Raw genomic sequence first — 15,334 nt, forward strand, 5'->3', positions numbered from 1 at the left:
CGTATGTATTCAGTGTTTTTTATCAACTCTTGATTGATTGAATTTACGTTAGAGTCTGATAGTAAGCTAGAAAGACAAGGAGTGACTCCACCAACTCTAATATTGAAAGGATTTAGCTCCTTAGCCCAACTCTTTGTTAGACCTGCGAGCAATGAAGCCGAATGACCGAGTTGCTGAACTTGTGGTGATAATTTCTGATACCCTAAATTAATGATCACGCCTTCTTTATTATGATCTCTCATATGGTACGCGGCATATTGACCATAAGAAAATAAGCTTTCAGTTAATTCAATTAGCTGAGAGGGGGCATCATGTTGATGATGTGAAAACAAGCTTGGTAGGGCAATATCAGTATAGTTGTTGATTAAAACATCGATGCCATTAATAAACGTTTCATCAATAGAATGGAATAAATCATGAATACTTTTTGTTGATTGGTCTTTTAATTCGTAACTAATAACATTTGGGTTTAATTGATCGCAGAGTCGATGTGTCTCGTGTAACTGATAGTGATCTGAATCAGAAAGAATAAGGGACGCACCAAGTGAGGAAAAATGACATGCAATAGCTCGGCCCATAAAATTACCAGCAGATGTGATCAGAATAGTAGAATGTTCAATTTGCATAGCATTCCTCCCTCAAAGCATTTCACATTGTTGTTAAATAAAAGTGCTTTAATAATGGGATAGAAATATTACATCTGCTGTGAGCTTGGCTAGAAATGGAGATTAAATTGCATTCAATTATCTAATTTATGCACTAACTCACATAAATTGTGCGAATGATGCCCTGTTGGAGATAATAAACAATACTCGCTGAGTAAGGGAAGACAGCGACAGATTAAACGTATAGGTTCATCTCTGAATGACGCTTAGCTGTTACCAACTCATTGTAAAGATCTTGAGGGATAGCATTAAAGATCTCATTACCTGATTCTAGTTGGCGACGTTGATGACCAGATAGGTTGTGATATACGTCTTCTGGTAGGTCGTAGGTATCTTGTGGCATATAAGCCATAGCATCAGGGGCTAGTCCATGTAATAGTTTTGCACTTGCTAAACCACCATTATGAAATTGGTTTGCTTGTGAAGCGGCGCGAGAGTAGCTTTCTTCATTACTACGTAAAATCTGAGCGTCAGCTAATTGAAAGCGTTGACGAAGTAGATCTTCGGTTACTTTTTTTTCATCTACTTTTTCAACAGGTGTATTTTCACGTAAGTCATTAGATAGTAAAGACATCATTAAAGCGAAATCTGCACGGCGACCAGCTTCCATAGCATGGTTTAGGTTTGAACCGTATTGAATTTCACTGATTAGTTCGGCTTTATCTAAAGTATGTACTTTCATGAATCAATTCCTCTTGATGATAAATACTTATCGGAAAAGAATTGAAGAACTTTAGGCTTTTTAGGAAAAAAATTGCCGTTTTTTTAATTTATTTTATAGGCAGGGCAAAGTGTTACCGCGAAATGAGGAAAATAAAAAAGGCCAGTATAAATACTGACCTTTTTGAGGCGATAATAACCGTGAACGAGTCTGGTTATTATGCAATAAATTATTTAGCTAGGTTTTCTTCTACGAAAGACCAGTTTACTAGAGACCAGAACGCACCCATGTAGTCAGGACGAACGTTACGGAAATCGATGTAGTAAGCATGTTCCCATAGATCAACCGTTAGAAGTGGTGTAACACCTTCTTCGGTTAGTGGAGTACCTGCGTTTGATGTATTAACGATAGCTAGAGAGCCGTCAGCGTTCTTAACAAGCCAAGTCCAAGAAGAACCAAAGTTGTTTATCGCAGAATCGGTGAATTGTGCTTTGAATTCTTCGAAAGAACCAAATGCAGCATCGATTGCAGCAGCAACAGCGCCAGTTGGTTGGCCGCCAGCGTTTGGAGCTAGACAGTTCCAGTAGAACGTGTGGTTCCAGATTTGAGCTGCGTTATTGAAAACACCACCAGTAGAGGTTTTGATGATCTCTTCTAGTGTTTTACCTTCAAATTCAGTACCAGGGATAAGACCATTAAGCTTAACTACGTAAGTATTGTGGTGTTTACCGTGGTGGTAATCTAAAGTTTCAGCTGAGATGTGTGGTTCTAATGCATCTTTTGCAAATGGTAGAGCTGGTAATTCAAATGACATTGCTCATGTCTCCATGTTGTAAGAGGTCTACGCCTCACTAATATTCCAAAAAATATACACTCAACCGAGTGTAGAATGTATTCTGACTTCGTTTTGATTCTAGCAAGTTTTGATTTTATTAAAAGAAAAAGTGGTGAATTTTCAATAAATAATACCACTACAAATATTAGGTATTTTTTTCTGAGTGCATAAGAAGTAGAATGAATACAACTTAGTGTCGACCCATTAGAGGATACAATGGAAACTATCGATAAGATCAAACAACAAATTGCTGAAAACCACATCATTCTATACATGAAAGGCTCACCTAAGCTTCCAAACTGTGGTTTTTCATCTCAAGCTTCTCAAGCATTAATGAACTGCGGCGAGAAATTTGCTTATGTAGACATCCTACAAAACCCAGACATTCGTGCAGAGCTTCCAGCATACGCACAATGGCCTACTTTCCCACAGTTATGGATTGAAGGTGAATTAATTGGCGGTTGCGACATCATTTTGGAAATGTTCCAAAAAGGTGAGCTTCAGCCATTGGTTAAAGAAGCTGCTGAGCGTAATGCTCCTGCTGCGGAATAAGAACTAGAACATAGATCATCTAATTAGTTAGATTGATAAAAAAAACCACGTATTACTACGTGGTTTTTTTTATATTTTTGCTTTTTCAAAAGCAAGGGCCTGTAATTTTGCCAAGGGGGATTTTCCTTCCTTTAGTTTACGTAGCCACTTTTCTTCAATGATTTCTTTTTTGTCATCTAAACGCATTTCGCAATAAACTAAGTAAACAATATAAGCGGTTTCGTAATCGGTAATATCTGAAAGTTGAATATCAGAGATTAAGCGGTTTGCTTCACCGTATCGATTCATTTTTAATTGCCATAACGCGGATAATGCACGCTGCGCTGAAATACAAGGTATACCACGTAAGCGGCCTTTTAATTTTGCACTGACTCGTTGCCATGAACTTTCAGGTGACCAATCTTGTAACGTTTCTTCTGAAGCAAGAAAAAGATCACCCCATGAGGCCAGTGCTCTTTTTCCTGCAGAGTCAAACGCAGAATTTGGCAATAAATAAGCGTATTTAGTGAGTAAGTCGAATGCATCGTATTGCTCGCCTTTTGCAAGAAGAGACCAAATAAGATGACTGAATCTTAAATACGAGTAGGGAGCAAGCTCAAATCCTTTTTTCCAGTAGCGAGCAGCAATCGATAAATTATCTCGGTTAAACGCTATTTGGGCTTTTAAATCAAGCAAACGTAAACTACTGGTTTCATTTTTTGGTAGTAATGAATCGACTAACTGATTAGCGGAATCAAAATTATTTTGTGCGATATAGATTTCTGCTTGCTGAATTTCAGCTTCAATTGACTCTTTAATTATTGATAGTAAAGCTTTATTTACACTCAATGCTTCTGACAGTCGGTTCACTTTGATAAGACGAGACGTCAGCTTAAGCATGGAGTCTTTAAGAATAATTTTATTTGGTGCCTTGAATATAAGGGGTTTAACACCAGAGAGGCCATCTTTTGTATAAGCGGCAATCATTCCCATCGCAAACTGACGTTTTACTAAATCATGGTTAATAACTTTGATAATTTCTTCTGGTCGAATTGGCTTTTGAATATACTTTTCAGGAGCATAATCGGTATATGCTAATTCAATTTGTGGATCTTCATTACCCGTTACAACATAAACCAGAGTATTGTCGCTAATCAATCGTAGCAGACGTAATTGTTCTAACATTTGAAGGCCAGTACTGCCATGGCCAAGATTATGGTCAACAAAAAGGACATCGAATTTTTTTTGTTTACAGTTTCCTACTGCTGCGCCTGCTGTTGGGCAGCAAGCAATGTTATTCGTTGGGACACCAATACGACTGAGTAATGCTCGAATTGCATTTTGGATAACAGTGCTGTCGTCAATGATGAGAAAAGAAGAGAGCTTAATTAGTTTCATAGAAAATAGACAGGTCGTAACTAGACAGCGTGAGAGTATAGCAACAGTCTTACTTAAATATAGAAAAAAGAATGAATAACGGAGTAAAAATATTTGATTTTAATGAATAAAACGACAGGGTTAACTGTCGTTTTATATTGATTAACATTAATTCTGCAACAATAACCTAACTATTAGGCCGTATTAATAAATTAAAGCACCATTGCTGCAATCCAACCAAATGCAATTAATGGCAGGTTATAGTGTAGGAACGTAGGGACTACGGTTTCCCATACGTGCTCATGTTGGCCATCTGCATTTAGACCAGACGTTGGACCTAATGTGGAATCTGATGCAGGGGAGCCAGCATCACCTAGAGCGGCAGCAGTACCAACCAATGCAATGGTTGCCATTGGAGAAAAGCCAAATGCCAAAGCAAGAGGTACATAAATCGTTGCAAGAATTGGGATGGTAGAGAAAGAAGAACCAATACCCATGGTTACCAATAAACCAACAATTAGCATAAGTAACGCGGCTAATGGTTTATTATCACCGATAGTTGTAGATAGAGTTTGAACAAGAGTCTCAACTCCGCCTGTCGCTTTCATTACCGCCGCAAAGCCTGCCGCCGAAATCATAATGAAGCCAATCATCGCCATCATATGAACACCACGAGTAAAGACGTCTTGAGTCTCTTTCCAGGCAATGACCCCACCAAAGGTAAATACCATAAAGCCAACGAGGGCACCAACAATCATTGAGCCTGTTGCTAATTGAACAGATAGCGCAGCAATAATAGCGACAATTGAGATGTGGATATGACGTTTATTAAACGTTGGTGTCTCATTTGTTGCTTGCATCTCTGCATTATCAATATCAGCATAAGTACGTGGCTTACGGTAAGAGATAAATACAGCAATAAGAAGACCGGTTACCATTCCTAGAGCAGGTAGAGCCATCGCAAGGGGAACTTGGTTCGCAACGACATCTAGATTGTTGTCATGCAGATTCTTTAACAAGATATTGTTTAAAAAGATGCCACCAAAGCCAACAGGAAGGATCATGTATGGGGTTACTAGACCAAAGGTTAGAACACAAGCAATTAAACGACGATCAAGTTTTAGCTTATTAAACACTTGGATTAGTGGTGGAATTAAGATTGGAATAAACGCGATGTGAACAGGTACCACGTTTTGAGATGAGATTGTGATTAATAAAATCAGGCAAAGTAAAAGATACTTAACACCCGTTGCGGCATGTAGATTGTCTTTACCATTAATGCGCTTAATTACATTATGTGCTAATAAATCAGTAACACCTGATTTTGAAATAGCAACAGCAAACGCACCGAGCATAGCATAGCTTAATGCAATCGTTGCACCGCCACCTAAGCCACCTTCAAATGCTGAAATAGTATCAGATAATGATAAACCACCCACTAATCCACCGATTAGTGCACTGAACGTTAAGGCAACGACAACGTTAACTCTAAGTAAAGCGAGAATAAGCATTACTGAAACAGAAAGAATGATTGGATTCATTTTTGTTTAGTTTCCCTGTAAATGTTGTGTAGTCATATTAACCAGTAACAAGCATGAGAAAGTGACTTGTTTCTAGTTAATATCAGCAAATTAGCCAATTAATTATTATTAGTATTTTCTTCTTCAGTTTCCGGCAATAGAGGCCAACCACCAAGATCTTTCCATTTGTTTACAATATGGCAGAATAATTCAGCTGTTTTTTCTGTATCGTAAAGTGCTGAATGGGCTTCTTTTCCATCAAAATCGATCTTTGCGGTTTTACACGCTTTTGCTAATACGGTTTGACCAAGGGCTAAGCCACTGATAGCAGCAGTATCAAAGGTGCAGAAAGGATGGAATGGAATGCGTTTTAATTTAGCTCGCTCAGAAGCTTCCATCACAAAGCTGTGATCGAAATTTGCATTATGAGCGACCATGATCGCACGGCGGCAATCATGCTGTTTTTGTTCTTTTCGGATCAGTTTATAAATTTCTTTTAAAGCAACATCTTCTGTTACGGCGCCACGCAAAGGACTGAATGGGTCGCGAATACCATTAAATTCTAATGCTTCTTTTTCAAGATTCGCGCCTTCAAATGGTGCAACATGATAATGAATAGTAGTGGCCGGTTTTAAATAACCGTCTGCATCCATTGCAAGTGTGACGGCACAAATTTCAAGTAAAGCGTCAGTTTTTGAATTAAAACCAGCGGTCTCAACATCAATAACGACAGGGAAATACCCACGAAATCGGTTTTTTAATAAATTATGTTGCTCTACTTCAGTCATCATTCGGTACGTAAGAAAATGTTGGCGCTATTATTACAGATTATCGTTAGCATAAAAACTGTAAATAAGGTGTGATGAGGATATATTTTTTGAAGATAGCGAAAGGATAAATCAAATGAAGAGTCGATATGAGTATTGTTGGTCTAATTTTTGCTTGAGTTTAGCTATCGTCAACGGCATAACCCATAGATTTAGGTATTATGAAAAAAACACTGTTAACTTCAGCTTTGTTAGTAAGCTCACTGATTGCTACGCCAGTATTAGCAAATAAGAACTACGTGGCTAAGCCTGAGCAATCAAAATGGACGATGTTAGAAAACTCGCCATTGGAGTGTCGTTTATCTCACAATATTCCTAATTACGGAAATGCAGAATTCTCTTCGTTCGCTAATAAAAAGATGAATTTAGACTTTGAACTAAAAATGAATCGCCCAATGGGGGAGACTCGTTCAGTTAATTTAGTGTCTATGCCACCGCGCTGGACACCAGGTGAAAGCGCCGATTCAATAACGAATTTGAAATTCTTTAAACAATTTGATGGTTATGTTGGTGGAACGACGGCATGGTCAATGTTAGCTGAATTAGAGAATGGACGCTTTCCTACGTTTACTTATGCAGATTGGCAAAGCCCTAAGCAATTGATTGAAGTTGCTCTGTCTCCAGTCGTGTTTCAAAAAACCTACAACGTATTTAGCATGTGTATTGCTAACTTACTACCGTACAGCTTTGAAGATATCTCATTTACAATTCTACACTTTGATAAGAACAGTGATGAGTTAAATAAAGCATCGAAAAAACGCTTATCTCAAATTGCTGATTTCATAAAATACACCAAAGATGTCGATTTAGTTTTAGTTGCCACCTATACCGATTCAAGTGGTGGAAAAAACGTTAACCAACAAGTATCTGAACGACGAGCTGTGAAGCTGCAAAATTATTTTGAATCGATTGGCTTACCTGCTGACCGTATTCGAGTTCAATCTTATGGTGAACGTCGTCCTATTGCTGATAACGCAACACCAATTGGTAAAAATAAAAACCGACGCGTGATTATCTCTTTAGGTAGAACGATTATTTAATAGCGTTAAGTCATAGCGACTCTAAAAATTATAATGTTTAAAGAAAGGTGTCTATCTTATAGGCACCTTTTTTATTGCAGCTTGAAACTGGCAATCAACTCACATTGTACTGTGGTATCTATGTGTTGGATGTGCTTTGCAATCGCTGGGTTTGGGTGTCGCTTCATAAAGTCTAGAAGGGCACTTTTACAACAACCTAGATTAGAAACAAACGATTCACAATCACTTCTTGGGCACTGAGGTACAAGAGTAAGCACTTTTTCTGAGGCTATTTCTAAATATTTTAATTCGAATCGATTGTCATTTTGGCTTCGCCAGAACTGGGCTAGATTATGGCAAGAAATAACTGAGATTGTTATTTGATCAATAAGGCTGACTTCATTGCGTTTGGTTAACTCTTCTGAAATAGCAAAGGCTTGTTGATAATGAAGAATGGTACGCCAGAAATCTTTATTGTTAAAAGATTGCTCTGCTAATATGGTGTGTTTTTCCCATAGCTCTATCATGATATTCCCTCAATTGGTCTTCTTTCAATTTATGTAAACACTCTAATTGAGAATTGTTATCATTAAAAGACTGGGGTATAAAAAAACCTGCTTAGATCGCAGGTTTTATTCTATAGAGTATCTAGTGTTTTAATTTAAGTAAGGAATTATCCTTCTAGACCAGCTGAAGCACTGCTATTTTGGATTAGTTCAATCATGTAGCCATCTGGGTCTTTAACAAACGCAATGTGTGTAGAGCCACCTTTTACCGGGCCGGCTTCACGAGTGACATTACCCCCAACGGCTTTAATTGCATCACAGGTTTGGTATACATCATCAACACCAATGGCAATATGACCAAAAGCCGTACCCATATCGTATTCTTCAGTGCCCCAGTTATACGTTAATTCGATAACTGCACCTTGAGATTCATCACCGTAGCCAAGAAAAGCTAACGTATATTTGTACTCTTCATTCGTGTTTTGACGAAGAAGATCCATTCCCATTACTTTGGTGTAAAACTCGATTGATTTATCTAAATTACCCACACGGATCATCGTGTGTAAAATGCGTCCATTAGCCATTGTTTTGCTCCAGTTTTTTTGCTTTTATGCCGGCCTAAATAATTGATAGGTAGCTAGTATTTAAATATCCGTTTTTTCTTTGAACTCACAGAGATCTTCTATTATGCAACTGCCACAGCGAGGTTTGCGTGCAATACAGGTATAGCGACCGTGCAGAATAAGCCAGTGGTGAACGTCAAGTTTGAACTCTTTAGGTACCACTTTGAGTAATTTCTTTTCTACGTCGTTAACGGTTTTTCCCATTGCCAGTTTTGTTCGATTAGATACTCGATATATATGAGTATCAACCGCAATGGTTGGCCAACCAAATGCAGTGTTAAGCACCACATTTGCTGTCTTATGACCGACACCGGGTAGCGCTTCTAATGCCTCTTGATCTTCTGGGATCTCACTATCATGAAGATCAATCAACATCTGGCAGGTTTTAATGACATTTACCGCTTTAGTATTGAATAAACCAATGGTCTTAATATACGTTTTTAGGCCATCAACCCCTAAGTCTAAAATAGTTTGAGGCGTGTTTGCTACAGGATAAAGTTTGCGAGTGGCTTTATTCACACTGACATCAGTTGCTTGCGCTGATAATAAAACTGCGATCAATAATTCAAACGGCGTAGACCATTCAAGCTCAGTTTGAGGATGTGGGTTATCGGCTCGTAAGCGTTCTAATATTTCTCGGCGTTTTACATTATTCATACCGCTTAATGTCCTTATTTATGATACTCGTACGCGTTCAATTTTTTCTTTTTCTTGTTTTGGTTGGCGATCTGCTAATTTTTTATCAATGACATTTTTCAAAGCAATAAGAAAACCGACGCCTAAGAACGCGCCTGGTGGAAGCATGGCTAATAGGAAATGACTATCGACATGAAATAGTTCAATACGTAATACTGTCGCCCAATCGCCTAATAATAAATCAGCACCATCAAATAACGTACCGTTACCAAGCACTTCACGCATCGCACCTAATAGGACAAGTACCGCGGTCATGCCAAGCCCCATCCATAATCCATCAAGAGCTGCAGGTATAGGGTCATTTTTAGAGGCGAACGCTTCTGCACGACCTATAATAATACAGTTAGTTACGATAAGAGGAATAAAGATACCGAGTGATAGATATAGACCATAAGCATACGCATTCATTAATAATTGAACGCAGGTTACGAGTGATGCAATGATCATTACAAAAACAGGAATACGGACTTCTTGTGGGATCCATTGGCGAACTAATGAAACGATCACGTTTGAGCCTATCAGAACTAAAGTTGTAGCTATGCCTAACCCTAGTGCATTGGTCACTGTTGCAGAAACGGCCAGTAAAGGACAAAGCCCTAATAGTTGTACAAGGGCAGGGTTGTTATCCCATAAGCCATTTTTAATTAATTCTTTATGAAGTGCCATTAGTTAGCCTCACAATTAAGGGGAAGAGTTTGTAGCTCCTCTTGATGCGTTTTATAGAACCATACCGCTCTTTTAACGGCTTTTACAACAGCGCGTGGCGTGATAGTTGCTCCTGTGAATTGATCAAATTGGCCACCATCTTTTTGAACAGCCCAGTTTTTATCTTCAAGGTTATCAACTGTTTTACCTAAGAATACATCGACCCATCGAGTAATTCGTATATCAATCTTATCACCTAAACCAGGGGTTTCTTGATGAGATAATACTCGAACACCAGTCACCATAGCTTCTGAATCTACACCAACAATGATCTTAATTGCACCGCTGTAACCATCTGGCGCAATCGCTTCTATAGCAGCCCCTGAGTGCTTACCATTTAATGAGGCTAAATAAATAGGCATTGGTTGTTCAGAACCTAAAGCTTCTCGGTTTGTTGCTAAGATGCACGCTTTATACAATTCATTGTCATGCTGCGCTTTTGGTACAACTTGGTTAAGTGTCGACAGTAATTGTTGTTGTTGCTGGTAAGCAATTTGATCTTTTGTCAGTGCGAAAGTAATCGTTACTAAAGCCGTTGACGCAATGGCGAAAAGCACCAGAACAAGGCTGCTTTTTTTCATGGTTTTTAGCATTGTCTTATCCTTTTGTATGACCGTATGTTCTTGGCTTTGTGTAGTAATCAATTAAAGGAACACACATGTTGGCTAAGAGAACCGCGAAAGCAACCCCATCAGGGAAACCACCCCAAGTGCGGATGATATATACTAAGGCACCAATAAGGGCACCATAATATAGGCGACCTTTTGGTGTTGTAGCAGCAGAAACCGGATCGGTTGCAATAAAGAAAGCACCAAGCATGGTGGCGCCAGAGAATAAATTAAACAGCGGTGATGTTGCGGTATCGGCTGAAAATAGAGCAAATAAGCTACTAATCGCAAATAGGCTGACTAAAAAGCTTACCGGAATATGCCAATGAATAACTCGTTGCTGTAGGAGGAATAGCCCACCAAGCAAGAAACCAACATTAACCCAAAGCCAGCCTAGTCCAGCAAAGCCGTTAAAAATAGGAGAAGAGAGTACTTCTGATGTAGTTAGCCCTGACTTTAGTCCTGTTTTTATTGTGTCTAGTGGGGTCGCCATTGTCATGCCATCGACATTCATCGTTAGCTGATGGACAGAGAAACCTTCTTGACTTAATCCGTTGAGGATCAACCATATTGAATCTGAGAAGCTAATGGTTTCTGTCAGTAGCTCTTTCACTGGCAACCAAGTGGTCATTTGAACAGGGAAGGAGATAAGCAGTACAACATAAGCAGCCATTGCCGGATTAAATAGGTTTTGACCTAATCCGCCATATAAATGCTTAGCAATAACAATCGCAAAAACGACACCAATAACGGTTATCCACCAAGGGGCAAGGGGTGGAATAGCAAGAGCCAAGAGTAGGCCTGTTAATAGGGCACTATTGTCACTTAAATAAGGCGCTAATGGGCGTTTTCGACATTTTAAAACCAGAGCTTCTGCCAAAACCGCAGTGATAATGGCAATCAAGACTTGTAAGAATGTACCCCAACCGAAAAAGTAGGTTTGAGCGAGTAATCCTGGGATAGTCGCAAAGGCCACCATTTTCATTAGGGTTTTAGTGCTCTTTTTGCTGTGAGCATGTGGTGAGCTAGTGATAAAAAAGGCCACTGTTACTCTTCCTTATTGTTATTTTCTTGTGCTGCTTTGCGAGCTTTAGCGCGTGCAATGGCAGCAGCGACGGCTGCTTTTTTCGGGTCTACTTTTTCTTCAGGTTCTTGAATTTCAATATCTGCTTCAGTAGATGCTTCTGTTGTTTCCTCTGCTTGTGCCGCTTTGCGAGCTTTAGCGCGCGCAATGGCAGCCGCGACAGCCGCTTTTTTCGGGTCTACTTTTTCTTCAGGTTCTTGAATTTCAATATCTGCTTCAGTAGATGCTTCTGTTGTTTCTTCTGCTTGTGCCGCTTTACGAGCTTTAGCACGAGCAATGGCAGCCGCGACAGCCGCTTTTTTCGGGTCTACTTTTTCTTCAGGTTCTTGAATTTCAATATCTGCTTCAGTAGATGCTTCTGTTGTTTCCTCTGCTTGTGCCGCTTTGCGAGCTTTAGCGCGAGCAATGGCAGCTGCAACGGCATCTTTTTTACCTGAAGTCTCTGGAGCGTCTTGTGATTCTTGATTTTCAGTAGCAAGTTTGGCTTTTCTTTCTCGTGCTTGCTGTTTACGTGCCTCACGTAATTTTGCCATTTCAGAATTATCAGGTTCAGCAGCGTTTGCTTGAGCGGCTTCTGCTTGCTTTGCTTTAGCACGCGCTATTGCAGCAGCAACGGCAGGTCTTGGTGCTGCAACGCCTGATTCTTCTGCTGCTTTTTGAGCTTTTACTCTTGCAATAGCGGCCGCGATTGCATCATTACCTGAACCATTAGGTTTTTCTGCTTTCATCTCTTTACGACGATTTTCTGCGGCAAGTTTGAATTTGTTTTCACGTTCTAATTTATCTCGCTCTATTCGAGCATTTTTTTCTTCAAATCGTACTTTTGCACGATCAGCGGCCAATGCATCTTGTTTACGAGCATATATCTCTGATTTCGCTTGGCGATAATACTGAACTAATGGAATTTCACTTGGGCATACATAAGCGCATGCACCACATTCGATACAGTCAGATAAATTATAGTCCTCACATTTATCAAATTCTTCTGATTTGGAGTACCAGTAAAGTTGTTGTGGTAGCAGTGCTGCAGGGCAAGCATCAGCACAACTACTGCATCGAATACACGCCATTTCATGGTTATAAAGAGGGAGCTCTTTACTATCTGGCGTAATAATACAGTTAGTAATTTTAGTGATTGGAATTTGCTGATGAGGAAGAGTAAAGCCCATTAGTGATCCCCCCATAATAATTCGAGGGTGTTTTTTATCTGCTTTATAACCGACAAGATCCATCAGGAATTGCACACTGGTTCCTAAGCGAACCCAATAGTTACCAGGTACATCAATACTGTTACCTGTGAGAGTAACAACACGTTCAATTAGAGGCTCTGCATTACAGATAGCGCGTTTAACCGCAAAGACAGTTCCGATGTTTTGCATAATAACGCCAATATCGGTTGAGCGTCCGTTAGCTGGAACTTCTTTACCCGTTAAAATCTTAACTAATTGGCGAGAGCTACCTGATGGGTATTTTGTAGGAATAACGCGGATCAGAATATTATCGTGTTCTGAAACCACAGAGTTTAATGCTTCTACCGCTTCTGGTTTATTGTCTTCGATAGCAATAATAGCTAGTTTAGGCGTTAAAATATGCTGTAAGATCTTAATGCCAGTAATGATTTCATTCGCACAATCTTGCATTAAACGATCATCGGCAGTGATGTAGGGTTCACATTCAGCCGCATTGATAATTAAAAGATCAGCTTTGCCAACACCACTTTGTAATTTACGGCTAGTAGGAAAGCCAGCGCCTCCCATACCTGAAATACCCGATTGACGAATACGCTCAATAAGATCGATAGGATCTTCATTTAAAAAATCAGTAATGGGTTCACGAGGATCAATCCACTGATCATTACCATCGGTTTCAATAACAATACAAAGATCGGTTAAGCCTGATGGATGAGCGACGGTTCGTGGTTCTATCGCGACAATTTTTCCCGATGTTGGTGCATGTATAGGCACACACATGGCAATATTACCTTGTGTGAGTGGCTGACCTTTTAAGATGGTTTGACCTACAGTGACAAGGATATCGCCTTTACCACCAATATGCTGTTTTAATGGCAAGATCAACTCAGAAGGAATGCCTGCGGGCTGAATGGCATTCCGTGTAGAGATAACTTTATTTTCAGCAGGATGGATACCACCATGGAAATCCCAAAGTTGACCTTGTTTAATTTGCTCGATAATGGACAACATGGGTTACTGCTCCGATGTTTGAGAAGGCTTATCTGCCGGAAGATTAACAACAGGGATACTTTGTAAGTCCCATTTCCAGTTATCAGGTGTCGTGCTGATTGGTATCATTTCAATACAGTCGGTAGGGCAGGGTGCAACGCATAAATCACAGCCGGTACATTCCGCTTCAATAACAGTATGTAACGCTTTTGTACCACCGACGATAGCATCAACAGGACAGGCTTGAATGCATTTAGTACAACCAATACACATATCTTCGTGAATAAAGGCAATTGTTTTTACGTTGACGGCATCATCATCTGAGGTTGGAACATCAACACCCATAAGATCCGCTAATTTTTCAATGGTTGCTTGGCCACCTGGTGGGCATTTATTGATCACATCCCCATTAGCAATGGCTTCGGCATAAGGCTTACAGCCAGGATAACCACATTGACCACATTGAGTTTGCGGAAGAATCGCATCGATTTGCTCAACAATAGGGTCGGATTCAACTTTAAATTTAATTGACGCAAACCCCAGAATTAAACCAAATACTAAGGCGAGTGCGGCAATAGCAATAACAGCAATAAGAATTGAACTCATGTTTATAATTTCACTAAACCAGTAAAGCCCATAAAGGCCAAAGACATTAAACCTGCTGTGATCATAGCAATGGAAGCACCTTTAAAAGGCAAAGGAACATCAGCAGCAGCAATTCGCTCACGCATGGCAGAAAAAAGAATGAGAACCAATGAAAAACCAACGGCTGCACCGAAGCCATAAATAATAGATTCGATGAAATTATGATTTTCAGTGACGTTGAGTAATGCAACACCAAGAACGGCACAGTTAGTCGTAATTAGAGGTAAGAAAATACCAAGAACACGATATAACGTTGGGCTTGTTTTATGCACGACCATTTCAGTAAATTGAACCACAACAGCGATCACAAGTATAAAACTCATGGTTCGCAAATATTCGATGCCAAGAGGCGCTAAAATGTAGGTCTCAATAAGGTATGAACATACCGAAGCAAGCGTTAGGACAAAAGTTGTCGCAAGGCCCATTCCAATTGCACTTTCTAGTTTTTTAGATACGCCCATAAATGGACAAAGACCTAAAAACTTAACCAGTACAAAGTTGTTCACTAAAACAGTACCAACAAGCAGTAATAGATACTCAGTCATGCCAATGATTTTTATGATAATAGATGATCTGGTTATTATCGGACTTTAAGCGCGTGATAACAACCTTATAAAGAATAGGTTTTTAAACTTTAAGCAAAAAATAGGCAAAAAAAAGCCTCGTCATGAAGACAAGGCTCTAGAATTTGGCTCCCTTTGCTGGACTTGAACCAGCGACATACGGATTAACAGTCCGGCGTTCTACCAACTGAACTAAAAGGGAATCATTTTAATGGGTGCGATAATACCGACTCAAAATTGAGCTGTCAACAATCTAATTAGTATAAAATATGAACACCAATGTTATCCC

17 protein-coding genes and 1 tRNA gene are annotated in these 15,334 nt (G+C 39.6%); 2 read left to right on the forward strand and 16 right to left on the reverse strand.

Features of this window, described 5'->3' with window-relative positions; all coding sequences use genetic code 11:
- The 3 genes from PVK62_RS16330 to sodB form a co-directional block, all read right to left on the reverse strand.
- On the reverse strand, positions 1 to 626 hold a 626-nt coding region (locus PVK62_RS16330), incomplete at its 3' end, for an SDR family oxidoreductase (protein WP_274449488.1).
- A 214-nt stretch (positions 627 to 840) separates the two neighbouring features.
- Positions 841 to 1,347 carry a VC2046/SO_2500 family protein gene (locus PVK62_RS16335; RefSeq protein WP_274443387.1) on the reverse strand — a complete coding sequence of 169 codons (507 nt, stop codon included), beginning with the start codon at positions 1,345 to 1,347 and terminating at the stop codon, positions 841 to 843.
- A 208-nt stretch (positions 1,348 to 1,555) separates the two neighbouring features.
- Positions 1,556 to 2,140: a superoxide dismutase [Fe] gene (sodB, locus tag PVK62_RS16340; RefSeq protein ID WP_122035481.1), complete on the reverse strand. Its 585-nt coding sequence runs from the start codon at positions 2,138 to 2,140 to the stop codon at positions 1,556 to 1,558.
- A gap of 237 nt (positions 2,141 to 2,377) precedes the next feature.
- On the opposite strand from sodB, the gene grxD reads away from it, so the two are divergent.
- Entirely contained in the window at positions 2,378 to 2,713 is a 336-nt protein-coding gene (gene grxD / locus PVK62_RS16345; protein WP_274443386.1) for a Grx4 family monothiol glutaredoxin, read from the forward strand.
- A 69-nt stretch (positions 2,714 to 2,782) separates the two neighbouring features.
- On the opposite strand, the gene PVK62_RS16350 is transcribed toward grxD, so the two are convergent.
- The 3 genes from PVK62_RS16350 to rnt all read right to left on the reverse strand — a co-directional run bounded on the left by PVK62_RS16350 (position 2,783) and on the right by rnt (position 6,377).
- Positions 2,783 to 4,090, reverse strand: a complete 1,308-nt coding sequence (locus tag PVK62_RS16350; RefSeq protein WP_274443385.1) for a response regulator — start codon at positions 4,088 to 4,090, stop codon at positions 2,783 to 2,785.
- A 191-nt stretch (positions 4,091 to 4,281) separates the two neighbouring features.
- Positions 4,282 to 5,610 (reverse strand): Na+/H+ antiporter family protein, encoded by a 1,329-nt coding sequence (locus tag PVK62_RS16355; protein WP_274443384.1) that lies wholly within the window; start codon positions 5,608 to 5,610, stop codon positions 4,282 to 4,284.
- Positions 5,611 to 5,708: 98 nt separating this feature from the next.
- Entirely contained in the window at positions 5,709 to 6,377 is a 669-nt protein-coding gene (gene rnt / locus PVK62_RS16360) for a ribonuclease T (RefSeq protein WP_274443431.1), read from the reverse strand.
- 200 nt (positions 6,378 to 6,577) lie between these two features.
- Here rnt and motY point away from each other — a divergent pair, with 200 nt between their 5' ends.
- Positions 6,578 to 7,456 (forward strand): flagellar protein MotY, encoded by an 879-nt coding sequence (gene motY, locus PVK62_RS16365; RefSeq protein WP_274443383.1) that lies wholly within the window; start codon positions 6,578 to 6,580, stop codon positions 7,454 to 7,456.
- Positions 7,457 to 7,527: 71 nt separating this feature from the next.
- Here motY and PVK62_RS16370 read toward each other — a convergent pair whose 3' ends face one another.
- The 10 genes from PVK62_RS16370 to PVK62_RS16415 all read right to left on the reverse strand — a co-directional run bounded on the left by PVK62_RS16370 (position 7,528) and on the right by PVK62_RS16415 (position 15,247).
- On the reverse strand, positions 7,528 to 7,962 hold the full coding sequence (locus PVK62_RS16370; protein WP_274443382.1) for a DUF2753 domain-containing protein: 435 nt from the start codon (positions 7,960 to 7,962) through the stop codon (positions 7,528 to 7,530).
- 146 nt (positions 7,963 to 8,108) lie between these two features.
- Positions 8,109 to 8,525, reverse strand: a complete 417-nt coding sequence (gene gloA / locus PVK62_RS16375) for a lactoylglutathione lyase (RefSeq protein WP_274443381.1) — start codon at positions 8,523 to 8,525, stop codon at positions 8,109 to 8,111.
- Between the two features lie 60 nt (positions 8,526 to 8,585).
- Complete coding sequence (nth, locus tag PVK62_RS16380; protein ID WP_274443380.1) at positions 8,586 to 9,221, reverse strand: endonuclease III; 636 nt, start codon at positions 9,219 to 9,221, stop codon at positions 8,586 to 8,588.
- Positions 9,222 to 9,239: 18 nt separating this feature from the next.
- Entirely contained in the window at positions 9,240 to 9,926 is a 687-nt protein-coding gene (locus PVK62_RS16385) for an electron transport complex subunit E (protein ID WP_274443378.1), read from the reverse strand.
- Positions 9,926 to 10,558 (reverse strand): electron transport complex subunit RsxG, encoded by a 633-nt coding sequence (gene rsxG, locus PVK62_RS16390; protein WP_274443377.1) that lies wholly within the window; start codon positions 10,556 to 10,558, stop codon positions 9,926 to 9,928. The genes PVK62_RS16385 and rsxG overlap by 1 nt, the downstream gene beginning before the upstream one ends.
- 4 nt (positions 10,559 to 10,562) lie before the next feature.
- Positions 10,563 to 11,618: an electron transport complex subunit RsxD gene (gene rsxD / locus PVK62_RS16395; RefSeq protein ID WP_274443376.1), complete on the reverse strand. Its 1,056-nt coding sequence runs from the start codon at positions 11,616 to 11,618 to the stop codon at positions 10,563 to 10,565.
- Positions 11,619 to 11,620: 2 nt separating this feature from the next.
- Positions 11,621 to 13,858, reverse strand: a complete 2,238-nt coding sequence (rsxC, locus tag PVK62_RS16400) for an electron transport complex subunit RsxC (RefSeq protein WP_274443375.1) — start codon at positions 13,856 to 13,858, stop codon at positions 11,621 to 11,623.
- 3 nt (positions 13,859 to 13,861) lie between these two features.
- A complete protein-coding gene (rsxB, locus tag PVK62_RS16405) occupies positions 13,862 to 14,443 on the reverse strand; it encodes an electron transport complex subunit RsxB (protein WP_274443374.1) in 582 nt (193 codons plus the stop codon).
- A gap of 2 nt (positions 14,444 to 14,445) precedes the next feature.
- Positions 14,446 to 15,027, reverse strand: a complete 582-nt coding sequence (rsxA, locus tag PVK62_RS16410; protein ID WP_045101682.1) for an electron transport complex subunit RsxA — start codon at positions 15,025 to 15,027, stop codon at positions 14,446 to 14,448.
- A 144-nt stretch (positions 15,028 to 15,171) separates the two neighbouring features.
- A tRNA-Asn gene (locus PVK62_RS16415) sits at positions 15,172 to 15,247 on the reverse strand.
- Positions 15,248 to 15,334: the final 87 nt, after the last annotated feature.

Source organism: Aliivibrio sp. S3MY1 (genome assembly GCF_028765575.1).
Lineage (GTDB): Bacteria > Pseudomonadota > Gammaproteobacteria > Enterobacterales > Vibrionaceae > Aliivibrio.